Origin of the sequence: Pseudovibrio sp. WM33, assembly GCF_001623165.1 — a bacterium.
GTDB lineage: Bacteria > Pseudomonadota > Alphaproteobacteria > Rhizobiales > Stappiaceae > Pseudovibrio.
The window spans coordinates 1-23,378 of the sequence record NZ_LMCK01000022.1; the positions used below are offsets into that span (position 1 = coordinate 1).

At 51.6% G+C, this 23,378-nt stretch carries 24 protein-coding genes and 1 pseudogene; 15 read left to right on the plus strand and 10 right to left on the minus strand.

Going from position 1 to position 23,378, the window contains the following annotated elements:
* A pseudogene (locus PsWM33_RS05820) lies at positions 1-409 on the minus strand (hypothetical protein); the annotation flags it as partial.
* Between the two features lie 358 nt (positions 410-767).
* Between PsWM33_RS05820 and rpsB the strand changes: the two are divergent.
* The 14 genes from rpsB (at position 768) to lpxB (ending at position 15,378) form a co-directional block, all read left to right on the plus strand.
* A complete protein-coding gene (gene rpsB / locus PsWM33_RS05825; RefSeq protein ID WP_057465538.1) occupies positions 768-1,565 on the plus strand; it encodes a 30S ribosomal protein S2 in 798 nt (265 codons plus the stop codon).
* A gap of 170 nt (positions 1,566-1,735) precedes the next feature.
* Positions 1,736-2,659, plus strand: a complete 924-nt coding sequence (tsf, locus tag PsWM33_RS05830) for a translation elongation factor Ts (protein ID WP_063299531.1) — start codon at positions 1,736-1,738, stop codon at positions 2,657-2,659.
* A 65-nt stretch (positions 2,660-2,724) separates the two neighbouring features.
* Positions 2,725-3,444 carry a UMP kinase gene (gene pyrH, locus PsWM33_RS05835; protein WP_057465535.1) on the plus strand — a complete coding sequence of 240 codons (720 nt, stop codon included), beginning with the start codon at positions 2,725-2,727 and terminating at the stop codon, positions 3,442-3,444.
* Between the two features lie 99 nt (positions 3,445-3,543).
* Entirely contained in the window at positions 3,544-4,101 is a 558-nt protein-coding gene (gene frr, locus PsWM33_RS05840) for a ribosome recycling factor (protein ID WP_063299532.1), read from the plus strand.
* 23 nt (positions 4,102-4,124) lie between these two features.
* Positions 4,125-4,898 carry an isoprenyl transferase gene (locus PsWM33_RS05845; protein WP_063299533.1) on the plus strand — a complete coding sequence of 258 codons (774 nt, stop codon included), beginning with the start codon at positions 4,125-4,127 and terminating at the stop codon, positions 4,896-4,898.
* Positions 4,898-5,788: a phosphatidate cytidylyltransferase gene (locus PsWM33_RS05850; RefSeq protein ID WP_063299534.1), complete on the plus strand. Its 891-nt coding sequence runs from the start codon at positions 4,898-4,900 to the stop codon at positions 5,786-5,788. Before PsWM33_RS05845 ends, PsWM33_RS05850 begins: the two co-directional genes overlap by 1 nt.
* A gap of 56 nt (positions 5,789-5,844) precedes the next feature.
* Positions 5,845-7,017, plus strand: coding sequence for a 1-deoxy-D-xylulose-5-phosphate reductoisomerase (gene dxr, locus PsWM33_RS05855; protein WP_063299535.1), 1,173 nt, complete (start codon positions 5,845-5,847; stop codon positions 7,015-7,017).
* Positions 7,018-7,056: 39 nt separating this feature from the next.
* Positions 7,057-8,193 (plus strand): RIP metalloprotease RseP, encoded by a 1,137-nt coding sequence (gene rseP / locus PsWM33_RS05860; RefSeq protein ID WP_063299536.1) that lies wholly within the window; start codon positions 7,057-7,059, stop codon positions 8,191-8,193.
* Between the two features lie 201 nt (positions 8,194-8,394).
* Complete coding sequence (bamA, locus tag PsWM33_RS05865) at positions 8,395-10,752, plus strand: outer membrane protein assembly factor BamA (RefSeq protein WP_063299537.1); 2,358 nt, start codon at positions 8,395-8,397, stop codon at positions 10,750-10,752.
* A gap of 65 nt (positions 10,753-10,817) precedes the next feature.
* A complete protein-coding gene (lpxD, locus tag PsWM33_RS05870; RefSeq protein WP_063299538.1) occupies positions 10,818-11,882 on the plus strand; it encodes a UDP-3-O-(3-hydroxymyristoyl)glucosamine N-acyltransferase in 1,065 nt (354 codons plus the stop codon).
* A 123-nt stretch (positions 11,883-12,005) separates the two neighbouring features.
* Entirely contained in the window at positions 12,006-12,482 is a 477-nt protein-coding gene (gene fabZ, locus PsWM33_RS05875) for a 3-hydroxyacyl-ACP dehydratase FabZ (RefSeq protein ID WP_063297367.1), read from the plus strand.
* 8 nt (positions 12,483-12,490) lie between these two features.
* On the plus strand, positions 12,491-13,291 hold the full coding sequence (gene lpxA / locus PsWM33_RS05880; RefSeq protein WP_063297366.1) for an acyl-ACP--UDP-N-acetylglucosamine O-acyltransferase: 801 nt from the start codon (positions 12,491-12,493) through the stop codon (positions 13,289-13,291).
* A 17-nt stretch (positions 13,292-13,308) separates the two neighbouring features.
* A complete protein-coding gene (locus PsWM33_RS05885; RefSeq protein WP_063299539.1) occupies positions 13,309-14,178 on the plus strand; it encodes an LpxI family protein in 870 nt (289 codons plus the stop codon).
* A 3-nt stretch (positions 14,179-14,181) separates the two neighbouring features.
* Complete coding sequence (lpxB, locus tag PsWM33_RS05890; protein WP_063299540.1) at positions 14,182-15,378, plus strand: lipid-A-disaccharide synthase; 1,197 nt, start codon at positions 14,182-14,184, stop codon at positions 15,376-15,378.
* Positions 15,379-15,512: 134 nt separating this feature from the next.
* Here lpxB and PsWM33_RS05895 read toward each other — a convergent pair whose 3' ends face one another.
* Genes PsWM33_RS05895 through PsWM33_RS05910 form a run of 4 tightly spaced genes read right to left on the minus strand, consistent with a single transcriptional unit; the run spans position 15,513 to position 17,468 of the window.
* Entirely contained in the window at positions 15,513-15,968 is a 456-nt protein-coding gene (locus tag PsWM33_RS05895; protein WP_063299551.1) for a hypothetical protein, read from the minus strand.
* Between the two features lie 47 nt (positions 15,969-16,015).
* Positions 16,016-16,483 carry a hypothetical protein gene (locus PsWM33_RS05900; protein ID WP_063297362.1) on the minus strand — a complete coding sequence of 156 codons (468 nt, stop codon included), beginning with the start codon at positions 16,481-16,483 and terminating at the stop codon, positions 16,016-16,018.
* A gap of 7 nt (positions 16,484-16,490) precedes the next feature.
* The gene (locus tag PsWM33_RS05905) at positions 16,491-17,000 is read right to left on the minus strand and encodes a hypothetical protein (RefSeq protein WP_193778365.1); all 510 of its coding nucleotides are present in this window, start codon (positions 16,998-17,000) and stop codon (positions 16,491-16,493) included.
* A 12-nt stretch (positions 17,001-17,012) separates the two neighbouring features.
* Positions 17,013-17,468 (minus strand): hypothetical protein, encoded by a 456-nt coding sequence (locus PsWM33_RS05910; RefSeq protein WP_063288999.1) that lies wholly within the window; start codon positions 17,466-17,468, stop codon positions 17,013-17,015.
* 318 nt (positions 17,469-17,786) lie between these two features.
* Between PsWM33_RS05910 and PsWM33_RS05915 the strand changes: the two genes are divergently transcribed.
* A complete protein-coding gene (locus tag PsWM33_RS05915) occupies positions 17,787-18,272 on the plus strand; it encodes a GNAT family N-acetyltransferase (RefSeq protein WP_063299552.1) in 486 nt (161 codons plus the stop codon).
* On the opposite strand, the gene PsWM33_RS05920 is transcribed toward PsWM33_RS05915, so the two are convergent.
* The 5 genes from PsWM33_RS05920 to gltX all read right to left on the minus strand — a co-directional run bounded on the left by PsWM33_RS05920 (position 18,273) and on the right by gltX (position 23,337).
* A complete protein-coding gene (locus PsWM33_RS05920; RefSeq protein ID WP_057465516.1) occupies positions 18,273-18,758 on the minus strand; it encodes a hypothetical protein in 486 nt (161 codons plus the stop codon).
* Positions 18,759-19,020: 262 nt separating this feature from the next.
* A complete protein-coding gene (locus PsWM33_RS05925) occupies positions 19,021-19,506 on the minus strand; it encodes a hypothetical protein (protein ID WP_063299542.1) in 486 nt (161 codons plus the stop codon).
* A 189-nt stretch (positions 19,507-19,695) separates the two neighbouring features.
* Complete coding sequence (locus PsWM33_RS05930) at positions 19,696-20,148, minus strand: hypothetical protein (RefSeq protein ID WP_208991953.1); 453 nt, start codon at positions 20,146-20,148, stop codon at positions 19,696-19,698.
* A gap of 241 nt (positions 20,149-20,389) precedes the next feature.
* The gene (gltA, locus tag PsWM33_RS05935) at positions 20,390-21,682 is read right to left on the minus strand and encodes a citrate synthase (protein WP_057465514.1); all 1,293 of its coding nucleotides are present in this window, start codon (positions 21,680-21,682) and stop codon (positions 20,390-20,392) included.
* A gap of 230 nt (positions 21,683-21,912) precedes the next feature.
* Positions 21,913-23,337: a glutamate--tRNA ligase gene (gltX, locus tag PsWM33_RS05940; protein ID WP_063299543.1), complete on the minus strand. Its 1,425-nt coding sequence runs from the start codon at positions 23,335-23,337 to the stop codon at positions 21,913-21,915.
* Positions 23,338-23,378 lie beyond the last annotated feature (41 nt).

A 23,378-nucleotide genomic window follows, 5' to 3' on the forward strand; every position in this document is an offset into this window, starting at 1 on the left:
ACCCACCTAACCGGGTCAATTTTGCATGCCGATTCACATCGCTGATGGACGGTTTGCTATATGGGCCCTTGATCGTGCCCTTAAAGCGGAATTTGTGGGTGCTCTGCAGATATTTGGTCAAGCGGTCGCGCATGGCGGTTTGTGGATCGTGCTTCGCTGCGGGAATGGAGGCCATCTCGCCATAGGCGCCAGAGGCTGCATTCATTGCTGTGGTCACAACGATACCCAGCAGGCCATGCTGGATGCCATGGGTGTTGATGTGGCCTTCTCTTACATGTCGGTTTTTGACGGGCTTTACTGAGGATTTGGAGATCGTCTTTGCATCAATGCCCGAGAGCTTGACGGTTTTCGCGCAGCCGCCCAATGTCAAAGCCACAAGTGCTGTTACTATCAGTTTGTTTGGTGCCATTTTAAAATGTGTCCGAATTGAGTCTTTTTGTTGGTAATTTGTTAATCACGATTTTTACGGAAAATATAATGTGTAATGCGCATACCCACAGTTTGGTTTAGTGGCTGGTTGCTGTGGTTGAGGTGGTGAAATTTTAAGTTGCGCAAACAGGGCCGGAGAGCATCTGATTTACTAATTCGGGCCTATGTGTTGATCTTAATCCTTGAGTGCTTGATCTTCTTGAAAAGGGGTTCTATAAGCGCCCCATCCCGCACGCAGGGCGGGGTTTGTCCTTGTGGCGAGCTCCATCCGGTTAGAGAGTTGCACGGTTGTGCTGCCCTGCGGAGGATTAAACCGGAAAACTAAGGAGAATAAAGGCATGGCTTTGCCTGATTTTACTATGCGTCAGCTTCTTGAAGCAGGCGTCCACTTTGGTCACCAGAAGCACCGCTGGAACCCAAAGATGAACAACTACATCTTCGGTGTTCGCAACAACATTCACATTCTTGATCTTGGTCAGACAGTTCCGCTTCTGCACCAGGCTCTTAAAGCTGTGTCTGACACTGTTGCTGCTGGTGGTCGCGTGCTTTTGGTTGGTACCAAGCGCCAGGCTCAGGAAGCTGTTGCAGAAGCTGCTCGCAACTCTGCTCAGTACTACGTAAACGCTCGTTGGCTCGGCGGCATGCTGACCAACTGGAAGACGATCTCTCAGTCCATCCAGCGTCTGCGTAAGGTTGAAGAGCTGCTCGACGGTGGTGATGCAAACCGCATGACCAAAAAAGAGCGTCTGTTCCTTGACCGTGAGCGTCAGAAGCTTGAGCGCAACCTTGGTGGTATTAAAGACATGGGCGGTATTCCCGACCTGATCTTTGTTATCGACACCAACCGCGAAGCTAACGCAATTCAGGAAGCTCGTCGTCTGGGCATTCCGGTTGCTGCGATCCTGGATTCCAACTGTGATCCAGATGGCATTACTTACCCTGTACCGGGTAACGATGATGCTGGTCGTGCAATTACTCTTTACACAGACCTGATCGCACGCGCTGCTATTGACGGCATCGCACGCGCATCCGGTTCTATGGGTATCGATCTCGGCGAATCTGAAGAACTCCTTGAAGAGCCTGTTCTTGCTGAAGAAGCTGCTCCTGCAGCTGAAGCTGACAAGAGCGAAGGCTAAGGTTTTCTCTCGGGAAGCGCATTTATGCGCTTCCCCTCCAGTTTCTATGTGATTTTTCGTCTGTTTTACTGCGAAGAGTCACGGTCGCTATGCGATAAATCGGATGAATCCGCAGGGAAGTCGGCTTCCTCTGATTTTTTTATGACACACTCCCGTCCATGAGGCGTACGATGAGCATTACCGCTGCTATGGTAAAAGAGCTCCGCGAAACAAGCGGTGCTGGCATGATGGATTGTAAAGCTGCCCTGAAAGAAACAGGCGGCGACATGGAAGCAGCTGTTGATTGGCTGCGTACCAAAGGCCTTGCAAAGGCTGCTAAGAAGGCTGGCCGCGTTGCGGCTGAAGGTCTTGTTGCAGTTGCAGCAGATGGCAACAAAGCTGTTGTTGTTGAGGTTAACTCCGAAACAGACTTCGTTGCTCGTAACGAAAACTTCCAGAAGCTGGTTCGCGATATCGCTGCAACCGCGCTTACTGTTGATGGTGACGTTGAGAAGCTTGCTGCAGCACCTTACCCAGGTTCTGACAAGAGCGTTGAAGGCGAACTGAAGGAAGCTGTTGGCACCATCGGTGAAAACATGACCCTTCGTCGTTCTGCCGGTCTGTCTGTTTCTGAAGGTGTTGTTGCTTCTTACATGCACAACGCTGCTGGTGACGGCCTTGGCAAAATCGGTGTTCTGGTTGCTCTTGAATCTGCTGGTGATGCAGACAAGCTGGCAGCTTTGGGTAAGCAGATTGCAATGCACGTTGCAGCGACCAACCCAATGGCGCTGAGCACTGATGAGCTGGACGCAGACGCTGTTGAGCGTGAGCGCACCGTTTACATGGAACAGGCTCGTGAGTCTGGTAAGCCTGAAAGCATCATCGAGAAGATGGTTGAAGGTCGCCTGCGTAAGTTCTATGAAGAAGTTACACTGGTTAAGCAGTCTTTCGTTATCAACCCTGATCTGACTGTAGAGAAGGCCGTTGAAGAAACAGCTAAAGAAATCGGTTCTCCTATCAAACTCACCGGCTTTGTTCGCATCGCCCTTGGTGAAGGTATTGAAAAAGAAGAAACAGACTTCGCAGCTGAAGTTGCTGCTGCTGCTGGTAACTAATTTATTGAGGGCGTCGACTCAGTCGACGCCCTCTTTGTATCTGGATGCATGAAAAGAGGTCTACTATGTCTGAGGGTGTTCGCTGGAAACGAGTTCTTCTGAAACTTTCAGGGGAAGCGCTGATGGGCGACCAGGACTTTGGTATTGATCCAAAGGTGGTTGAACGGGTAGCAGCGGAAATTTCAGAGGCTGTAAATCTGGGTGCCCAGTTCGGCATCGTTGTTGGTGGCGGTAACATCTTCCGCGGTGTGGCTCTGGCAGCCAAAGGCGCTAACCGTGTTACTGGTGACCATATGGGTATGCTGGCAACCATTATGAATTCGCTCACGCTTGCCGATGCGCTTCGTCAGCGCGGTATTCAGGCGCGTGTGCTTTCCGCTGTTCCGGTGCCGTCGATTTGTGAGAGCTTTACTCAGCGCGGCGCAGAGCGTTACATGGAAGACGGGGACGTTATTCTGTTTGCTGGTGGTACGGGCAACCCGTTCTTTACCACTGATTCTGGTGCGGCACTGCGTGCGGCAGAGATGCAGTGTGATGTGTTCCTCAAGGGTACTAGTGTTGATGGCGTTTATGACGCTGACCCTAAGCTTAAGCCTGATGCAAAGCGTTTTGACACGCTTACACCGGGGGAAGTTCTTGAAAAGAACCTTAAAGTCATGGATGCGACCGCGATTGCACTTGCCCGGGACAACTCTATTCCTGTAGTTGTCTTTTCCATCAAGACCTCCAGCGCGCTTGTTAATGTGCTGCGCGGGCAGGGGCTGTTTACGGTCATTGAAGACTAACGGGCACCAGCTGGTGTCTTAACTGTCGGATTTTGGCCCGGGCCGGTTTTTTCGTTTTGGAATGCCGGTCCGTTAAAATGATAGGTGAAAGAGGAAATTATGTCAGAGCTGGACTATGACGATCTTGACCGCCGCATGAATGGTGCGATCACAGCTTTGAAGCATGAATTTGCTGGTCTTCGTACTGGTCGTGCTTCTGCAAGTATGCTGGACACAATCACTGTGGAGGCTTATGGCGCTCCAATGCCGATCAACCAGGTCGCGACAGTCAGTGTTCCAGAGCCGCGCATGATTTCTGTTCAGGTCTGGGATCGTTCCATGATGCAGGCTACTGAAAAAGCTATCCGTGAATCCAGCCTTGGTCTGAACCCGGTTGTGGATGGCATGGTGCTACGTTTGCCAATTCCTGAGCTTAATGAAGAGCGTCGTCAAGAACTTGTCAAAGTTGCGCATAAATTTGCCGAGCAGGCGAAGATCGCTGCACGTCATGTTCGCCGCGATGGCATGGAAACCATCAAAAAGCTCGAAAAAGCTGGTGAGATGGGGGAAGATGATGCGCGTTCAGCTTCTGACATGGTTCAGAAGATGACTGACGACATTATTGGTGAAGTTGATTCTGTACTTGCCAAAAAAGAACAGGAAATCAAGCAGGTTTAATCCTGTTTGCATGCGGGGGCTATATGGCGGCGAGCGTTGAATTTGAGGCAGTTGATGCAAATTCCGAAATCGGACTTTTGAGTGTGCCTCGTCACGTCGCCATCATTATGGATGGTAATGGCCGTTGGGCAACTCGCCGAGGCCTTCCGCGTACCGAAGGGCATCGGCGCGGTGTGAAAACACTGCGCGAAGCCGTTAAACACGCACAAAAGCGCGGGATCTCCTACCTGACGCTTTTTAGTTTTTCTTCTGAAAACTGGGCGCGCCCGCAACAGGAAGTTTCTTTCCTGTTGGCACTGCTGCGCCGGTTTGTACGCGATGACATTAAGGAACTCACCAAGACTAACGTGAGAGTTCGTGTCATCGGGTCCAAAGAAAATCTCGATAGATCTATGCTGGCCCTGCTTAATGATGCGGAACGAGAGACCGCTCACTGTACCGGGTTGGTGCTGGTTATTGCTTTTAACTACGGAGCGCGGGACGAGTTCGTCCGAGCTGCACGGCAACTGGCGCAACGCGTGGAAGCTGGTGAGTTGAGAGCTGCTGACATTGGGGAGGATGATGTCAGCACTTGTCTGGATACCCGTGATATTCCGGATCCAGATCTCATAGTCCGCACAGGGGGAGAGCAGAGACTTTCTAACTTCCTGTTGTGGCAGGCTGCATACGCCGAATTTTATTTTGCTCCGACGCCCTGGCCTGAGTTTAACTCAGATGCTTTTGATGATGCTTTGCTGGCGTTCTCTAACCGCAACCGGCGGTATGGGGGTTTGAGCTCTGACGCGACTGGGACGTAATGCCTGACAAAAACAATCAGAACAATTCTGAAGGCGCTTCCGGAGGAATTATCCGGCGCGTGCTAAATGCAAATCCTGATTTGCTGGTACGCGCTCTTTCTGCAGTTATTCTTGCTCCTGTCGCGCTGGCGCTGACATGGGCAGGTGGTTTCTGGTTTGCTGGCCTCGTGCTTGTTGGCATGCTGATTGTTTACTGGGAATGGTACAAGATCATTTTGCAAAACAGTCAGCGACCTGTTGTGCTGCTGGGCTATTTGTTTCTTCTCTTCATTGGCTTTAGTTACTTTCAGGCGCAACCGCTCTGGATTGCCGGAGCGCTGATTGCTGGTGCCGCGGTACTTTACGGTGCTGGTGGCTTTGACCGGACGGCGCGCTGGGTGAGTGAGGGCTACGTTTACGCTGGCCTGACCTTTGTCTCATTGCTGGCGCTGCGGGAAGGGGATGAAGGGCTTTTCTTCATCATCTATCTCTTCCTTGTGGTCTGGGGTACCGATATTGCGGCCTATGTGTGTGGCCGCAGCTTTGGCGGACCTAAGCTTTGGCCTGCCGTTTCTCCTAACAAAACCTGGAGCGGTGCTATTGGTGGCGTGGTCTTTTCTTCGCTTTTAGGAATGGGCTTTGTTGCTGTTGTAGGTGGTTCTCAGCTGGTCTGGGCTTTTGGCCTTGCTGTTGTTCTTTCTGCAGTCTCTCAGCTTGGAGATTTGTTTGAAAGCTCCATGAAGCGCCGCTTTAAGGTGAAAGACTCCAGTCGTCTTATTCCCGGGCATGGTGGGTTGCTTGATCGCGTTGATGGCCTTGTCGCCGCCGCTGTGTTTGCCTATGTGGTTGGTGTAGTGTTTGGCGGTCAGCTGTTTGATCCAAATGCAGGGTTGATGCTGTTTGCGTCCTGATACTGCTGATTTTAGTGCTTCGCCCACAGTTCTGTTGATTTGCAAGGGTTGTTGATATGACAAAATCTCTCACTGTGTTGGGAGCAACCGGATCGGTTGGAGCCAGTACGCTCAAAGTTATTGCGCACAGCCCTGAGCGTTATGACGTCAATGCACTTGTTGCAGGCCGTAATGTTGAAGCGCTTGCGAAGGCGTGCCGGGAGACTGGCGCAAAGCGCGCGGTCATTGGTGATGCCTCCAAATACGAAGATCTTAAAGCGGCACTCGCCGGCACTGGCGTCATGGTTTCTACTGGTCGTGAGGCTGTTCTGGAGGCGGCCAGCCAGAAGGTGGATGTGCTGGTTTCTGCTATGGTGGGAGCCGCAGGGCTGGAGCCGACCATTGAGGGGATCAAGGCCGGTAGTAATATCGCCCTTGCCAATAAAGAAACTATGGTCTGTGCGGGCACGATTGTGTGTGAGCTGGCTGAAAAGTATGGCTCCAAACTACTGCCGATGGATTCAGAGCATAATGCGATTTTTCAGGTGTTTGAGCAGGATGACCCCAAAGCTGTCGACAAAGTGATTGTCACAGCTTCCGGCGGACCGTTCCGGACATCGACACTGGATGAGATGCGTGTTGCAACGCCCGAGGTGGCGCTGAAGCATCCGAACTGGTCCATGGGGCGGCGGATTACCATTGATAGTGCTTCGATGGTGAACAAAGGTCTTGAGCTGATTGAGGCCTATCATCTGTTCCCCATTACCGCTGATCAGCTGGATGTGGTTGTCCATCCACAATCAATTGTCCATGGTATGGTTAGATATTGTGATGGGTCATTATTGGCCCATATGGCGGTTCCGGACATGTGCGGGCCAATTGCTCATTGTCTGGCATACCCAACCCGAAAGACAGCTCCGGTTGCGGATCTTGATCTGGGGATGATTGGGCGTCTGGACTTTGAAAAGCCTGATTTTGAGCGTTTTCCTGCGCTGTCACTTGCACGTAAAGTGATGGAACTTGGCGATGGAGCAGGGACGATTTTTAACGCAGCTGACGAAGTGGCAGTGGAAGCCTTCCTTGGACGGAAGATCGGTTTCCTCCAGATCCCAGAGCTTCTTGAGGATGTTCTGAATCGGCTTCATACGCAAAATATGCTAGATTGTTCAGATCAGCTGGAGGAGATTCTTCAGTTGGATCAGGTCGCGCGTCGAGTTGCAAACGAAGTTATTGGGAAGATGGCCGCCTAATCCGGCGCTTCCTTTAAAAAATAAGGTAAGGCTGTTCGCATGGACGTTCTGAGTTCAGTTCTTGGTGGTTCGCTCGGAGTCATCATTCCCTTCTTGGCTGTGCTTACTGTGGTGGTTTTCTTCCATGAGCTAGGGCATTTTCTCGTCGCGCGTTGGTGCGGGGTAAAGGTTCTTGCATTCTCAGTCGGGTTTGGACCGGAACTGTTTGGTCGCAATGACAAGCATGGGACGCGCTGGAAGGTCTGTGCCATTCCGCTGGGTGGCTATGTGAAGTTCTCAGGTGATGAGAATGCTGCAAGCGTGCCAGACCGTGATGAGCAAGCCAAAATGGATGAGGAGATGCGCCGGACAGCATTCTTTGCGAAGAACCCGTGGCAACGCTCCGCAATTGTGGCCGCAGGGCCTATTGCCAATTTTATCCTCGCTATTCTTATCTTTGCAGGAATGTTTGGATTTTTAGGAAAATTCGAAACATTGCCGCGTGTGGATCAGGTGCGACCCGGTAGTGCGGCTGAAATTGCCGGCATTTTGCCAGGGGATTTGATCCTCTCGATTGATGGCAATCCAGTAGAAAGTTTCAATGATGTGCAGCGGGTCGTGACGGCGAGTGCGGGCGTTCCCATGCAGATCGATGTGGAGCGCGGGGATGCGGTCGAGCGCCTTACTGCAACGCCAGAATTACAGGAAATCAGTGATGGTTTTGGGAATACGCAGAAGGTTGGAATTCTTGGAATTCAGCGAAATACTTCTCAGGAAGATATCATAGTCAAGCGTTTTGGCCCGGTGGAAGCCGTGGGTGAAGGGGTAAAAGAGACATGGTACATTCTTGATAGGACATTAGGTTATATTGGCGGTCTTTTCCTCGGTAAAGAAGATCCGGACCAACTAGGTGGTCCGATTCGCGTAGCGCAAATTTCCGGGCAAGTTGCGACCCATGGTATTTTACCGCTAATTAACCTTACCGCAGTTTTGTCAATTTCTATTGGTTTACTCAACCTTATGCCTGTTCCCATGCTGGATGGCGGGCATCTGCTGTACTACATCATCGAGATTGTAAGGGGTAAGCCGTTGAGTGAAAAACTGCAGGATTTCGGGTTCCGGATAGGGATCACTCTGGTTCTGCTTCTAATGGTTTTTGCGACCTGGAATGATCTGCGGTCGATAATCGGCTCTTAGGTAAGTTGCGTAACCAAAGCTTGGGCAAAGGATTGGGCAAATTGCATTAAATCCAGTTGTGTCGCCTTGCTTTACTCTGAAAACCTTGTACAAAGTTCCTAGGTGTTTCAGATTCTATCCATTACCCTGAGGCGCATTAGTGATCTGAGGATCAGGGGACTAATGCAACTTTAGGCTGAAAATAAAAGGCATAGCAGTTCTATGCAGTCATTTAAGAACCTGTCACGTGTGTCGCTTTTGGCAATGGCCGTTGCAGCTACTAGTACAGTTGCTCCGGTTGGTGTTCCGTTTATCGGAGCAGGGATTGCCGAGGCCGCGGTGGTTAACAAGATTGTCGTTAACGGTGCAACGCGCATCGAAAGCGAAACAGTTCGCAACTACCTGACTATCCGTCCAGGAAAATCGTTTTCTGCAATTGATATCGACGAGAGTCTGACCACGCTTTATGCGACTGGTTTGTTTGCTGATGTTTCCATCGAGCAACGCGGCGGCACTCTTGTTGTTGATGTTAAAGAAAATCCAGTTATCGGCAAAATCTCCTTTGAGGGTAACAAGCGACTGAAGGACGAAGCTCTGCAATCAGTTGTTCGTTCTTCTGAGCGGTCCATGCTGACACGAGCGCGTGTTCAGTCTGATGCTCAGAACCTTCTGGAGGCTTATCGTCGCTCCGGTCGCTATCGTGCGTCTGTTGAGCCGAAGATTATTGAGCGCGCTAATAACCGTGTGGATCTGGTTTTTGAAATCGAAGAAGGTGATAAGACGGGTGTTGCCCGTATTTCCTTCATCGGTAACCAAGCCTTCTCCGACGGCTACCTGCGTGAGCAGATCCAGACCCGCGAAAGTGGCTTCCTCGGCTGGTTGCGTACGACCGATGTTTATGATCCTGACCGTCTCGATGTCGACGAAGAATCTTTGCGTCAGTTCTACTACCAGAAGGGTTATGCTGATTTCCGCGTTGTTTCTGCTGTTGCAGATTTGGACCGTGAGCAAAACATCTTCTACGTGACTTTCACTGTTGATGAAGGTGAGCAGTACGAGTTCGGTGATATCGAAATCGATACATCCTTGTCTGCTGTTGACCCAGAGGCGATGCGCCAGTATCTGCGCACTCAGTCTGGTGATACCTACAACTCACTGGAAGTTGAAAAGACACTTGAAGCTCTGACGCTGGAAGTTTCCAAGGCAGGCTATGCGTTTGCTCAGGTTCGCCCTCGTGGTGAACGTGATTATGAGAACAAGACAGTCTCAATCACTTATTTGATCGAAGAAGGTCCACGCGTTTATGTTGAGCGTATCAACGTTCGTGGTAACGACCGTACACGTGAATACGTGATCCGCCGCGAATTCGATCTCGCTGAGGGTGATGCTTATAACCGTATCCTTCTGGATAAGGCTGAGCGTCGTCTGCGCAATACACGTTACTTCCAGAATGTGCGTATTACGCGTCAGCAGGGCAGTGCACCTGACCGTGTGATCATCAACGTGGATGTTGAAGAGCAGCCAACCGGTGAAGTTTCATTTGGTGTGGGTTACTCTACATCTGACGGTGTGATTGGTGATATCTCCATCACCGAGCGCAACTTCCTTGGTCGTGGCCAGTACGTGAAAGCTGCTGTTGGTGGTGGTACCGATAACCAGAAGTATGAGTTCAAGTTCGTTGAGCCGTTCTTCATGGGGCGCCGTATCTCTGCAGGTCTGGATGTGTACCGCCGCGTATACGATCAGAACAGCTCCCGTGCTTATGAGGAGCAGACAACTGGTGGTGCGATTAACTTTGGTCTTCCGCTTCGTGAAGACGAACTGACGCTCAACCTGTTCTACAAGCTTTACCAGCGTGATCTGACGCGTAGCGACTCAACCGGTATTAGTGACTGTGAGCCTGGTGTTTCGCTTGGTGTTTGTGACTCTCTTGGAGAGTATACAACGTCTCTTGCGGGCTTCTCACTGGTCTACAATACTCTGGACAACAATCTGAACCCACGTGATGGTTACGTTGCATCCTACGAGCAGGAAATTGCTGGTTTGGGTGGTCAGTCGCAGTATCTGCGTGGTCAGTTTAAGGGTAGTGCGTTTGAAGAGCTCTACGCTGAATGGGGTCTTGTTGGCTTTGTGAAGGGTTCTGCCGGTTACATCGAATCTATCGGTAACCGTCTGCGTGTAACTGATCAGTTCCAGGGTTCACCTGACAGAATTCGTGGTTTTGCGACCAATGGTTATGGCCCTCGTGATGAAAACGGTGGCGATGCTTTGGGTGGTAAATACTACGTTGCAGGTACTGTTGAAGGCCAATTCCCATTCCCAGTCTTCCCTGAAGAACTTGGATTGTCGGGCGCAGTCTTCGCTGATGCGGGTTCTCTCTGGGGTGTGGATAGCGAACTGTCTTCTGTAATCGGAAGCGGTATCCAGTCTGAAGATTTCGATCTTCGTGCGTCTGTTGGTGTTGGTGTGTTGTGGCAGTCGCCGTTTGGGCCGCTGCGTGCTGACTTTGCTTGGCCTGTGCTCAAAAACGATGTTGATGAAACGCAGGTATTCAAGCTCAGTGGTGGTACACGCTTCTGATCTAGTGATAATTTGATTATAATCGGTCGCCGATGCCCTCGGCGGCCGTTTTTTTGTAGGATCCTATGACAGAACCATCAAATCAATCTGAAGTTAGCCCGGTTTTCTTCCCTGAAGCTCGATCAATAACAGTGAAACAAGTAGCTGAGTGGGCTGGGGCGGAGATTGTTCGTGGTGATAGTGAGCTTGCCATTACTGGTGTTGCTCCTCTGGATGAAGGCGTTCCCGGAACGCTTGTGTTTATCGATAATCCGAAATATCTGGATCAGCTTGAGAGCACGAAGGCAACAGCTTGTCTCGTTAGCAAAAAGCATGTCGATAAAGTGCCCGATGGTGTTGTGCCTTTGCTTGCCAAAGAGCCGTACCGCTCGCTGGCGAAAGTTCTGGCTGAGCTTTACCCAACTGCAATGCGGCCGCTTCCAGTAACTGGTGAAACCGCGATCAGTTCGCTTGCTTACGTTGATGAGAGTGCGAAGCTGGGTGAGGGCGTTGTTGTTGAGGTTGGGGCTGTTATTGGTGCTCATGTGGTGATTGGTGCTGGATCTCGTGTTGGTCCTAATGCTGTGATCGCTGCCAATTGTCAGCTGGGTGATGACTGCTCTATCGGAGCAAATTCCAGTTTGCAGCACGCGGTGCTTGGCGATCGTGTCATTATTCACCCAAACGTGAGCATAGGGCAGGATGGCTTTGGGTTTGCGATGGGACCAGGTGGACATATCAAGGTTCCCCAGATGGGCCGAGTTGTGCTAGGAAATGATGTTGAAATTGGCGCTGGCTCCTGTATAGACCGCGGAGCAAACCGTGATACGACTGTGGGTGATGGAACCAAGATTGATAATCAGGTTCAGGTTGGTCACAACGTTAATATCGGCAAGTATTGCGTCATTGTTTCTCAGGTAGGGATTTCTGGAAGTTCCAGTCTTGAGGATTATGTGGTTCTTGGCGGACAGACTGGTGTCTCCGGGCACGTTCGCATTGGAATGGGCGCGCAAGTTGCTGGCGTAAGTGCTGTACACGACGATCTGGCGCCAGGTGGGCGTTATGGTGGTGTACCGGCACGGCCAATCCGTGAGTGGTTCAAGGAAATGACGGCGCTTCGCCGCCTGGCCGCTCAAGGTGGCAAGAAATAACAGATTAGACCCGGGATCTGATCCCGATAGTTAACTAGATTGGCTGGTAAATGAGGAGGGCGTGTCCTCAGATGCTCCGAGTGAGGCATATGCCAGTCGAACCGATATTGCTGAGGCATTATTATGAGTGATGTAGAGACCAGAACACTTGAAAGCGCTGATATCATGCGGGTTATGGAGCTTTTGCCCCATCGTTATCCGTTTTTGATGATTGACCGTATCGTTGATATGGACGGCGATAACTCAGGTGTTGGTATTAAGAATGTAACCATCAATGAGCCACATTTTCAGGGACATTTTCCAAGCCAGCCTGTAATGCCAGGTGTGTTGCTTATCGAAGCGATGGCTCAGACTGCTGGTGCGCTTTGCGTCCATGGTCGTGATAAGAAAGATGTACCTTCTCTGGTTTACTTCATGACCATTGATAAGTGTAAGTTCCGCAAGCCTGTGGTTCCTGGTGATCAGGTGCACTTTCATGTGAAAAAAGTCCGCAACCGCGCGACCATCTGGAAGTTTGAAGGTGTTGCAATGGTAGACGGGCAGAAGGTTGCTGAAGCGGAAATCAGCGCAATGCTTGTCGATTCTGACGAGGCGAATTGAGGTCATTGATGCAACAGATTCATCCCACCGCAATCCTCGAGGATGGGGCCGTACTTGGAGGGAATGTCAAGATCGGTCCTTACTGCATGGTGGGTCCCAAGGTAACACTTGGCGATGATGTAGAGCTTGTTTCCCATGTGGTGATCGCTGGACGGACAATGATCGGCGCCCGGTCGAAGGTCTACCCGTTTGCCAGCTTGGGGCATCAGCCGCAGGATCTGAAGTTTTCCGGCGAAGATACGCTACTGGAAATCGGTGATGACAACCAGATCCGTGAGCACTCAACCATGAGCCCTGGCACTGCCGGCGGTGGAGGTGTAACGCGAGTTGGTAATGGCGGCCTGTTCATGATGGGGACTCATGTCGGACATGATTGCGTTGTTGGCAATAACGTTATTCTTGCCAACAACGCGACGCTTGCCGGGCATGTTGAAGTTGAAGATCATGTGATCTTCGGCGGTTTGTCTGCTGTGCGTCAGTGGTGCCGTGTGGGTGCTCATTCCATCATTGGCGGTCTGACTGGTGTTGAGTTTGATGTGATCCCTTATGGGTCTGTGATTGGTGATCGTGCGCGTCTTGCAGGCCTTAACCTGATTGGTTTGAAGCGCCGCAACTTCTCTCGCGAAGAAATCCACGCCCTGCGCGGTGCGTATAAGGAAGTCTTCAACAGTGAAGAGGGTACGTTGCGTGCTCGTGCTGAGATTGCACGGACCAAGTACGCTGAGTTTGAAGGTGTGCAGACGATGACGTCGTTCATGCTGGAAGATGAAAAGCGCCGGTTCTGTACGCCGCGCAACACCAGTGAATAAGGGTCTGTTTTGAGTTCATGGTGAAACAGGCACCTATTGCTGTGATTGCTGGTGGTGGCGATTTGCCCGGTCTGGTTATTCGGTCCGCTATGGCACAAGGTCGCGATGTGGTGACCATCGCAATCAAGGGGGAGGCAGATGCCTCCCTTTCTGCGTTTAATCCGGTAGAGCTTGGCTGGGGGCAGATCGGCAAACTGTTCTCAACGCTGAAATCCAAAGGTGTTCAGGATGTGGTGTTGATCGGTGCTGTGCAGAAGCGGCCTGATTTCACATCGATCCTTGGCGATTTTGGAACGATTTGGCGTTTGCCGCGTATCATTAAGGCTGTTGTCGGTGGTGATGATCATTTGCTGGTGAAGGTAGCCGGACTATTTGAACGAGAGGGTTTGCACGTGGTTGGTGCTCATGAAGTTGCTCCGGGGCTGGTTGCCAGCCCAGGCCATGTGGCAGGGCCGCAGCCGGATGCCAAGGCTCTGAGTGATATGAAGCTTGCCATTGAGGCGGTGGATGCCGTTGGCCGACTGGATATCGGGCAGGGTGCTGTTGCTGTTGGCGCACGTGTTGTTGCTGTTGAGGGGGCTGAAGGCACGGATGCCATGCTTGAGCGTGTAGCTGGCTTGCGTGCCAATGGCCGGGTCCGGTCCAAAGGGGCTGCTGGTGTGCTTGTAAAGTGCTCTAAACCGCAACAGGACCTGCGCCTTGATATGCCGACCGTTGGGCCAGAAACCATACAGAAAGCTTCTGACGCACAGTTAAAAGGCGTGTGTGTTGAGGCTGGGCGTGTTCTGGTTGCTCATCGCGATGAGGTTGAGTGCCTTTGCAAAGAACTTGGTGTTTTCCTTTATGGGTGCACACGCGATGAAGACTTTGAAGCTGGTGAGCGCTGAGGTATGAGCGAATTGGAAGCTGTCAAATCCTTCAAGGTTTTTTTTGTTGTTGGCGAAGAGTCTGGCGACCAGCTGGGTGCAGAAGTCATAAAAGCCTTGCGCGCCTCAATTGGTGATCGTCTTCAGGTCTGTGGTCTGGGCGGTGAGCGTATGGCAGGTCAAGGGGTGCAGTCGATCTTTCCGCTGCATGATATTGCTGTGATGGGCATTACGGCGGTGTTGGAACGTTTGCCGACGATTATTCGCCGCGTGCATCAAACCGTTGATGCGGTTATTGCCGAGCAACCTGATTTACTGTTGATCATAGATTCTCCGGATTTCACTCACAATGTGGCAAAGCGGGTACGCAAGAAGGCGCCGCATATCCGGGTGGTGGACTATGTGAGCCCATCCGTGTGGGCGTGGCGTCCGGGACGTGCGAAGAAGATGGCTTCTTATGTGGATCAGCTGCTTGCTCTGCTGCCGTTTGAGCCTGAGGCTCATAAACGCCTTGGTGGACCGCCCTGTGATTATGTGGGGCACCCGTTGATTGAGCGGCTTGCGGATTTGCGTCCGGCTCCGGGGGAGCGCGCAGAACTCGGGGCAGGCAGAAAGCAATTGGTGGTGCTTCCGGGCTCCCGGACGAGCGAGGTTTCGCGGTTGTTGGAGCCGTTTGGCGATGCGGTCGCGTTGATTTGCGCGCAAGATCCGGATGTGGATGTGATCATTCCTGCAGTGCCTCATCAGGAGCAGCGCATTCGCGATGGTGTGGCTTCCTGGAAGGTACAGCCGCGTATTGTGACGGGTGAAGCGGAAAAGTTTGCGGCTTTGCGACAGGCAAATGCAGCGCTTGCGGCCAGCGGTACTGTGTCTTTGGAACTTGCGATTGCTGGCGTGCCTATGGTCATCGCTTACAAGCTGGACTGGTTCTTCCGCCGTTTGAAGCAGATCAACCGGTTCATCAAGATTGTTGCGGTGGACACCATTGTGCTGCCTAATCTGGTGCTTGGGGATGACAGCATCAAAGAATATATCGAAGACGAAGCGCATCCTGAGGCGCTCAGCCAGGCCGTGCTCGCGCTGCTTTGCGACAGTCCAGAGCGCCGGGCGCAGCTGGACGCGTTCTCTCGTATTGATGAAAAGATGCGTTTGCCTGAAGGGGAAAGTCAGGCAGGCAAGGCTGCCCGGATTATTCTGGAAACGGCTGGAGTTTCAGCTTAGGTGCTTTTTAAAGTGATTCATTAAATGGGTGTAGCTCTTTGAAAACCAAGAGTCATTTGGAGTTGTGCTTAAAGTGATGCTTTAAGCTATGAGTTTAAAGGCCTGAAGGGTTCTTCAGGCCTTTTTATATAATGTCAGTTATCCAATACTTTGATGTGAAGTGTTCCGCGGCAGGTGCCGTCGGAGAAGACGCCGGACGCTTCCTGAGTGCCGACCAGACCTGTTGCGGCCAGTTCCACGTCAACAGGTGTTTTGCTTTCATCTCCCGGGAAAACGATCTCGTACTCGTTTTCGATTGAGAAGATGCCCCCGCTGACGCTGCCACCGATGGCGATGACCAGAATGTCGTGACCTTTGTCCGTGCTGCGTTTGATTGTGTCATTGGTGGAGTCGGGGTGGTTTTTTGTCGTAAAACCTTCGCCGTAACGTTTTTCGCAGATTCCATCATCCGGGCTGCCATCTGTCATGGAAAGATTGGAGAAGGTGATTGTCTTTTCGCCGGGACCCAACCTTTGTGCGACAGCCAATGCGGCTGTGCTGGTGATGGTCAGCGCGAGAACACTGAAGATGGTCAGGAGCAATGTTTTCATTGTTTTATCCGTCCATGCGGTTGGGTAATAAAGCACAGTGCTTAATATTATTGAGGCGCATCTTCCTTTATTATCTGAATGTGTAGGTTTCCCCGGCAGGTGCCGTCGGAGAAGACGCCTGAGGCTTCCTTACTTCCGACCAGACCAGTTGCCAAGAGTTTCAATCTAACGGGTGTCTTGCTTTTGTCATTGGGAAATATGATTTCGTATTGGTTTCGGACAGACAGGATTCCAGTATTTACGCTGTCATCGATTGAGATAACCTGAATGATGTGTCCCTTATCCGTTTTACGTTTGAGTATGTCATTGGTAGAGCTGGGGACGCTTTGTGTTGTAATGCTTGCGCCGTAACGCTGCTGGCATGTGCCGTCATCCGGGTTGCCGTTTGCCATGGATAAGTTCGTAAACGTGACTTTCTTATTGTGGGGATTCAATCTCTCTGCAATTGCCAGCGCTGAGGTGCTGGTGATGGCCAGCACTGCGAGGTTTATTGCGATACAGAGTAATGATCTCATGATGTTGTCATTGTTTAGTGATGGGATCAGCGTTGTGTTTAGGTGACGTTTTCTTACTGTTATCTGGTGCGATCAACTCAATTGTGACGTTGCCAGTGCAAGTGCCGTCCGAGAACACGCCAGAGGCTCGTCCGCCGCCAATGAAACCTGTGGCTGCAAGCTGTAGATCAACTGATTTCCCATTCTCGTTATTGGGGGAAGTGAATTTATATTCATTTTCAATGGAGTAAATTCCATTGCCAATGTGACCGCCCTGATAAATTAATTCAATTTTTTGGCCTTCTGATGTGGTTACCAGCTGTTCGCCCTCAATTGTTGCAGGATGATCTTTTGTTAAGAACACTTTCCCATAACGGTTTTGACAAATGCTGCGATCTATTGTGCTGTCAGTCGTGGAGATGTCTGAGAACGTTGTGATTTTATCACCACGACCAACTCGACTGCTAAGAGCGTGAGCTGGGATTGTTGCATGTATAAGCATAAATAGGCTCAACACTGTGCAAAGGGCGATTTTCATTGGGCTCGGGTCCTACTGCTGGGCAGATTGAATGGTGACCTTGCCGCGGCACGTGCCATCTGAGAACACGCCTGAGGCTGTTCCGCTGCCAATCAGGCCGGTTGCGAACATCTTCACATCAATTGTTTCTTTGTGTTCGTCATTGGGGAAGATGATCTCGTACTCGTTTTCGATGGACAGGATGCCATCCCCAATGGTGCCTCCGGTGGAGGAGATGATGATGTCGTGGCCTTCTGTCGTCGTCTTTTGAGCGTTTGGTGAAGATGTGTCGGGATGGTCTGCGGTTTTGTAACCTGTCCCGTAGCGTTTTGCGCAGGTGCCGTCGTCAGGCGTGCCGTCTGCCAATGTCAGCTCGGAGAATGTGACGGATTCATTGTCACTGCCCAGACTGTGATCGTCTGCCAGAGCCGTGCTGCTGACATAGGCAATTGCGCCAAGGCTTGCTGCTGCACAGAGAAATTTCTTCATGGGTGCCACCACTTGTTATTTTTCAGGCTTAAAACCGCGCAAAGAGTAGTCCTGCTGCGTTAACGTAGATGTTTTTGCTGAGCTTCGATTTTCTTTAGGATGAAGAATGAGTTTTGGGGATGTTGCTGGATTTAGCCAGTTTCTAATGCACTACGCATAAACATCCGTGAAAACTGAAGATTTACGCAGTGCAGGGGCTGGAAAATCCGGGGCTTGTGATAGGTTATGCTCTTCATTGCATTGATGCATCGTGGGTTTTCGCCTGCTGTGTTTGGTATGAGCATGGGGCGCAGGCCAGCTACAGATTTTGAGGTTTTTATGAAAGTCAGAGACGCGGTTCTGGTCGATGTTGAAGAAATCAGCAGTTTTTTGCAGGAACTTGCTGCGTTGGGAAAGCGCAGTTTGCCGAGTGATGAGACCTATGTGATCTCTCAGTACATTGCTCATGCAGATAATATCCGCTGTTCTGTGGTTGAAGATGTGGACGGGACCCTGCTTGGGCTGCAGGTCCTGAAACGGGCATCAGAGGGCAACACTTATGGTGTGACGCCGGGTTGGGGCATGATCGGCACCCATGTGCGCCCGAGTGCTGGACGCCGCGGTGTCGGGCGGGCCTTGTTTGCTGCAACGCTTGATGCTGCCAGACAAGCCGGGCTTGAGAAGATTGATGCCACGATTGGTGCCTCCAACCCGGAGGGACTGGGTTATTATGAGGCGGTTGGCTTTCGCACCTATAAGACCAACGAGAGTTCTGTCAGTAAATGCTTTGAGCTGACTGAGGCAACTGCGCCTGTCCAGAAATGATCATTTGACGCCGACGACAGAGAACCTTCCGGAGCAGATGCCATCTGAGAAGACGCCGGTGAAGATTTTTGAGTTCACGAAGCCGGTTATGAACTGGGTGTTCTCGACTTCTTCATCCGGATCATTGGGGAAGGTGATGAGGACTTGCGAGTGTTCGGCATAAATGCCGTCACCGCGCAACTCACTGCGGGCGTAGAGGGAGAATTTGTGTCCTTTGTCGCTGACAAACTGCCCGCGCCGTCCGTTTGGATCGGGGTAGACAGTGTATCCGTTACCGTAGCGCTCTTTACAGAACTCAACACCAACTGCATCTGTCAGGACTGTCAGGTTCTGGATGGCGATTTGCCGTGATACAGACAGGCGTTTCAGGTCGGTGAAGGGATTGCCCCGGTTGTCGCGGTGGGTGATCTGAGCGTTGGCTTGCCCCAGCATCCCAATGGTGAGGATGAGAGCTACACCGGACTGTTTCAGTTTTGTAAGGCGCATGTCTACTCCCATTTCAAACCTGCTGTGCCTGACCTCTCGTCCCGGATCTGTCGGCGACAGGACTGAGGCTTGTTGCTGCACAGAAAATCTTCTTCATGGGGAGCTTCCACTCGTTGCTGTTCAGGCCTCACGACCCGCAAAGAATAGTCCTGCTGCGTTAATGTAAATGCTCTGGGTTCAATTTGATTTTCTTTAGGATGAAGAATGTGTTTCGCGTGACTGTCCGGATTTAGTCAATTTCTCGAAGCAGCGTTTTGCGGGATCACTTGGCGTTTATGACGGAGAAGTGCCCGGTACAGATGCCATCTGAAAAGACACCGCTGAACATCTTGGAGTTCACGAAGCCTGTTATGAAGATCGTGAGCTCGACCTCGACATCTGGATTATTATGGAAGGTGACGAGCAATTTAGAATGTTCTGTATAGATGCTGTCTTGCCGCCACTCGCTACGATCGTAGATGGAGAGCTTGTCGTTCTTATCGCTGATAAACTGCCCGTGTTGCCCGTTTTGATCGGGGTAAATGGTGGCTCCGCTGCCATAACGTTTCTTACAGAACTCAACTCCCACGACGTCTGTCAGAGCTGTCAGGTTGTCTACTAAGACTTGTCTTAATGGGGACACGCGTTTCATGTCGGAAAACGGATTGGCCCTATTTTCGCGATTGATGATATGACTGCTGGCTGCCCCCAGCATTGCGAATGTGATGAGGAGAACCACACCGGGCTGTCTCAGTTTTTTAAGGCGCATGTGCACTCCTGTTTCAGGCCTGTTGTCCCACCTCTTGTACCTGAACTCCTGGCGTTGGCGCTGATGCCAAAGGCGTTGGATGATAAGCTTGGCATGCTGCGTTTGTTGTTGTACCGAACCTTTACAGGTTTGAGAAACATCTCCGGCGGTGTGGTTCAGGGTGTTCAGTTCAACTGTGGTGAATGGTTTTTATTTGTATTCCAATGGGCCAACAGAAACCTTTCCGGTGCATGTGCCGTCTGTGAATACGCCACTGTAGTTGTCGCCGCCGATCAGGCCGGTCACGAATTGAGTGACCTCAATCTCTTCACCTTCATTGCCGGGGAATGTCATCATGAACCGGTCATGTTCAGCAAAAATGCCTTGTCCTAAAATCTCGTTTCTATCCACCAGCGTTACGGTGTGTCCCTTGTCGCTGATGTAGGTGCGTTTGGGGGCTTCTTTGGAGGGGGAGACTGTGTACCCGTCACCATAACGCTCAACGCAGATGGAATTGTCTGATGTGCCGTCCTGCATGCTCAGGTTTGAGAAGGCAACGTCCCGGGAAGCTTGTGCGGTTTCGGTGTTTGCTGAGGAATAGCTTGCCAGACCGGCAGAGAGGAGCGTGAAGGCTGCAAAAACAGGGAGGGGGGCAAGACGCATCAATACATCCTTTTCTGATGCCGGTGGCAGTGCTGGGCACTTGGTCAAGCATCAAGGATAGGGATGTGGTGAGGCATGAACAGGATTAAGCCGCCTCATGGTTTGTGGGTGCTGAAAGCAAATGGTGCTTTTCAAATAAAAAAGGAGGCAAAATGCCTCCTTTTTCTGAAGTTTAACTTCTCAGCTCAATCAGCTTTGCTGCATTTCCCGAACAGCGGTGTCCGCTTTCGGGGAAATGTTTTTAACGACGCTGGTCGATTGGCTGATAGTCACGCTCGGAATAGCCGGTGTACAGCTGGCGTGGACGACCGATACGCTGGGAAGGATCTTCAATCATTTCCTTCCACTGTGCGATCCAACCTACTGTACGAGCCAGTGCGAAGAGCACGGTGAACATGGTGGTTGGGAAGCCCAGAGCACGCAGGGTGATGCCGGAGTAGAAGTCAATGTTTGGATAGAGCTTCTTCTCAACGAAGTAAGGATCGGTGAGGGCAACTTTTTCCAGTTCCATTGCCACTTCAAGAAGCGGATCGTCCTGGTGGCCCAGCTCTGCAAGCACTTCATGACAGGTTTTCTGCATGATGCGTGCGCGTGGGTCGTAGTTTTTGTAGACGCGGTGACCGAAGCCCATGAGGCGGAACGGATCATTCTTGTCTTTTGCACGTGCCACATACTCAGGAATACGGTCAACAGAACCGATTTCGGAAAGCATGTTCAGAGCTGCCTCATTCGCACCGCCATGAGATGGACCCCACAGACATGCAATGCCAGCTGCAATACATGCAAATGGGTTTGCGCCTGAAGAACCAGCAAGACGTACGGTGGATGTGGAAGCGTTCTGCTCGTGGTCAGCGTGCAGGATGAAGATACGGTCCATGGCGCGTGCCAGAACCGGATTTACTTTATATTCCTCACATGGAACTGCGAAGCACATGTGTAGGAAGTTGGATGCGTAGTCCAGATCGTTTCTTGGGTAAACGAATGGCTGACCAACGTGGTATTTGTAGGCCATTGCAGCAATGGTCGGCATCTTTGCGATCATGCGCAGGGATGCAACCATGCGCAGGTGTGGATCGGAGATGTCGGTGCTGTCATGATAGAAGGAAGAGAGAGCTCCAACGGTACCGGTCATGACTGCCATTGGGTGAGCGTCACGACGATAACCCTTGAAGAAAGAGCTCATCTGATCATGGATCATGGTGTGGTAGGTTACACGATGAACAAAATCGTCCTTCTCTGCGCGTGTTGGCAGTTCGCCGTACAGCAGCAGATAGCAGCTTTCCAAAAAGTCGCCGTGTTCGGCGAGCTGTTCAATCGGGTAACCGCGGTAAAGCAGAACGCCTGCGTCACCGTCGATGTAAGTGATCTTGGATTCGCATGAGGCAGTTGATGTGAAACCAGGGTCCAGTGTGAAGTGATCAGTTTGCTTATAAAGCGAACCGATGTCCAGAACATCAGGGCCCATGGAGCCAGAGTGGACGTTAAAGTCCCAGCTGTTGTCTCCAATAGTCAGTTTCGCTGTTTTGTCGCTCATATCAGGCAACCCCCATTTTGTATCTCCTCATGCGACTTGCTTCATTTGTGTACAAATGAATACACTGCATGATCTGACGTTTCCGCCCGGAGGAGAGTGTTGTCGTGGAACTGCCTATATCATTTGCCGCGATGGGGCAAGCGCCCGCAACCAATGCTTTTAGCTATAAGTGTAACTACCGCTACGAATGACTAGTATTTGCAGCGGAGTTTCTTTTAGAATTCAGCGAATTAAGCTGAAAGATCACGAATGCGTGCGCAGGATTCGTCTTTTCCGAGCACTTTGAGCACGTCAAAGATGCCTGGGGATGTGCCACGACCAGTGAGTGCAGCGCGCAATGGCTGAGCAACTTTGCCGAGTTTCAGCTCTTCTGCTTCAGCAACTGCCTTAACGGCATTTTCAGTGCTTTCCACGGTCCACTCGTCCAGTGCTTCAAGGGCAACCAGAACCTTGCCAAGAACAGCGCGTGCCTCGTCAGACAGGATCTTTTCAGCCTTTGCATCCAGATCCAGCGGGCGCTGAACCCATAGGTAATGCGCAGATTCCTGTAGTTCGACAAGGGTCTTTGCACGCTCTTTCAGGCCAGGCAGTGCTTCAACCAGTTTGTCCTGGTTTCCATCACCAGCAATCCACGCCATGACGTCTGCGCCGCCTTCCACGTCCATCAGATAGGTGAGGAAGTGGCCGAGCAGCTCCTCATCACTTTCTGAGCGCATGTAGTGGGCGTTCAGGTTCTCCAGTTTCTTGAAGTCGAAACGGGATGGGGACTTGCCAACAGCGTCCAGACCAAACCACTCGATCATCTGATCGGTAGAGAAGATCTCGTCATCGCCATGGGACCAGCCGAGGCGCGCCAGATAGTTGCGCATGGCGGATGGCAGGTAGCCCATAGCCCGGTAGGCTTCTGCGCCAACTGCGCCGTGGCGCTTGGAGAGCTTTGCGCCATCTGGTCCATAGATCAGCGGAATGTGCGCCATGACCGGGACATCCCAGTTCAGAGCCTTGTAGATCAGGGACTGGCGTGCTGCGTTGGTCAGGTGGTCATCACCACGTACGATGTGGGTGACGCCCATGTCGTGGTCGTCTACCACAACAGCCAGCATGTAGGTTGGGTTGCCATCAGAACGCACGAGGATCAGGTCGTCCAGATCCTTATTGGCGAACTTGACGGTGCCCTGAACCTGATCTTCCACGATGGTGTCACCTTCGAGCGGTGCTTTCAGGCGAATGGCAGGGGCGACGCCTTCCGGTGCTTCAGAAGGGTCACGATCACGCCAGGTGCCGTCATAACGCGGCGGGCGACCTTCTGCGCGGGCCTTCTCGCGCATCTCGTTCACTTCTTCCGGGGAGCAGTAGCAATAGTACGCAGTGCCGTCCTTGACCATCTGCTCAGCAACTTCGCGGTGGCGGTCAACGCGGCCATACTGGGAGATCGGCTCGCCGTCCCAGTCGATGCCCAGCCAGGACAGACCGTCCAGAAGCGCGTCTACGGCTTCCTCGGTGGAGCGGGAGCGATCGGTGTCTTCAATGCGCAGCAGCATTTTACCGCCGCTGTGTTTTGCCAGAAGCCAGTTGAACAGGGCTGTACGGGCGCCGCCAATATGCAGGTAGCCAGTAGGAGAAGGCGCAAAGCGCGTCACAACAGGTTTAGTCATAGGTGTTCCGGAAAAGTTTCAAGTTACTTCGAATAGTTTGG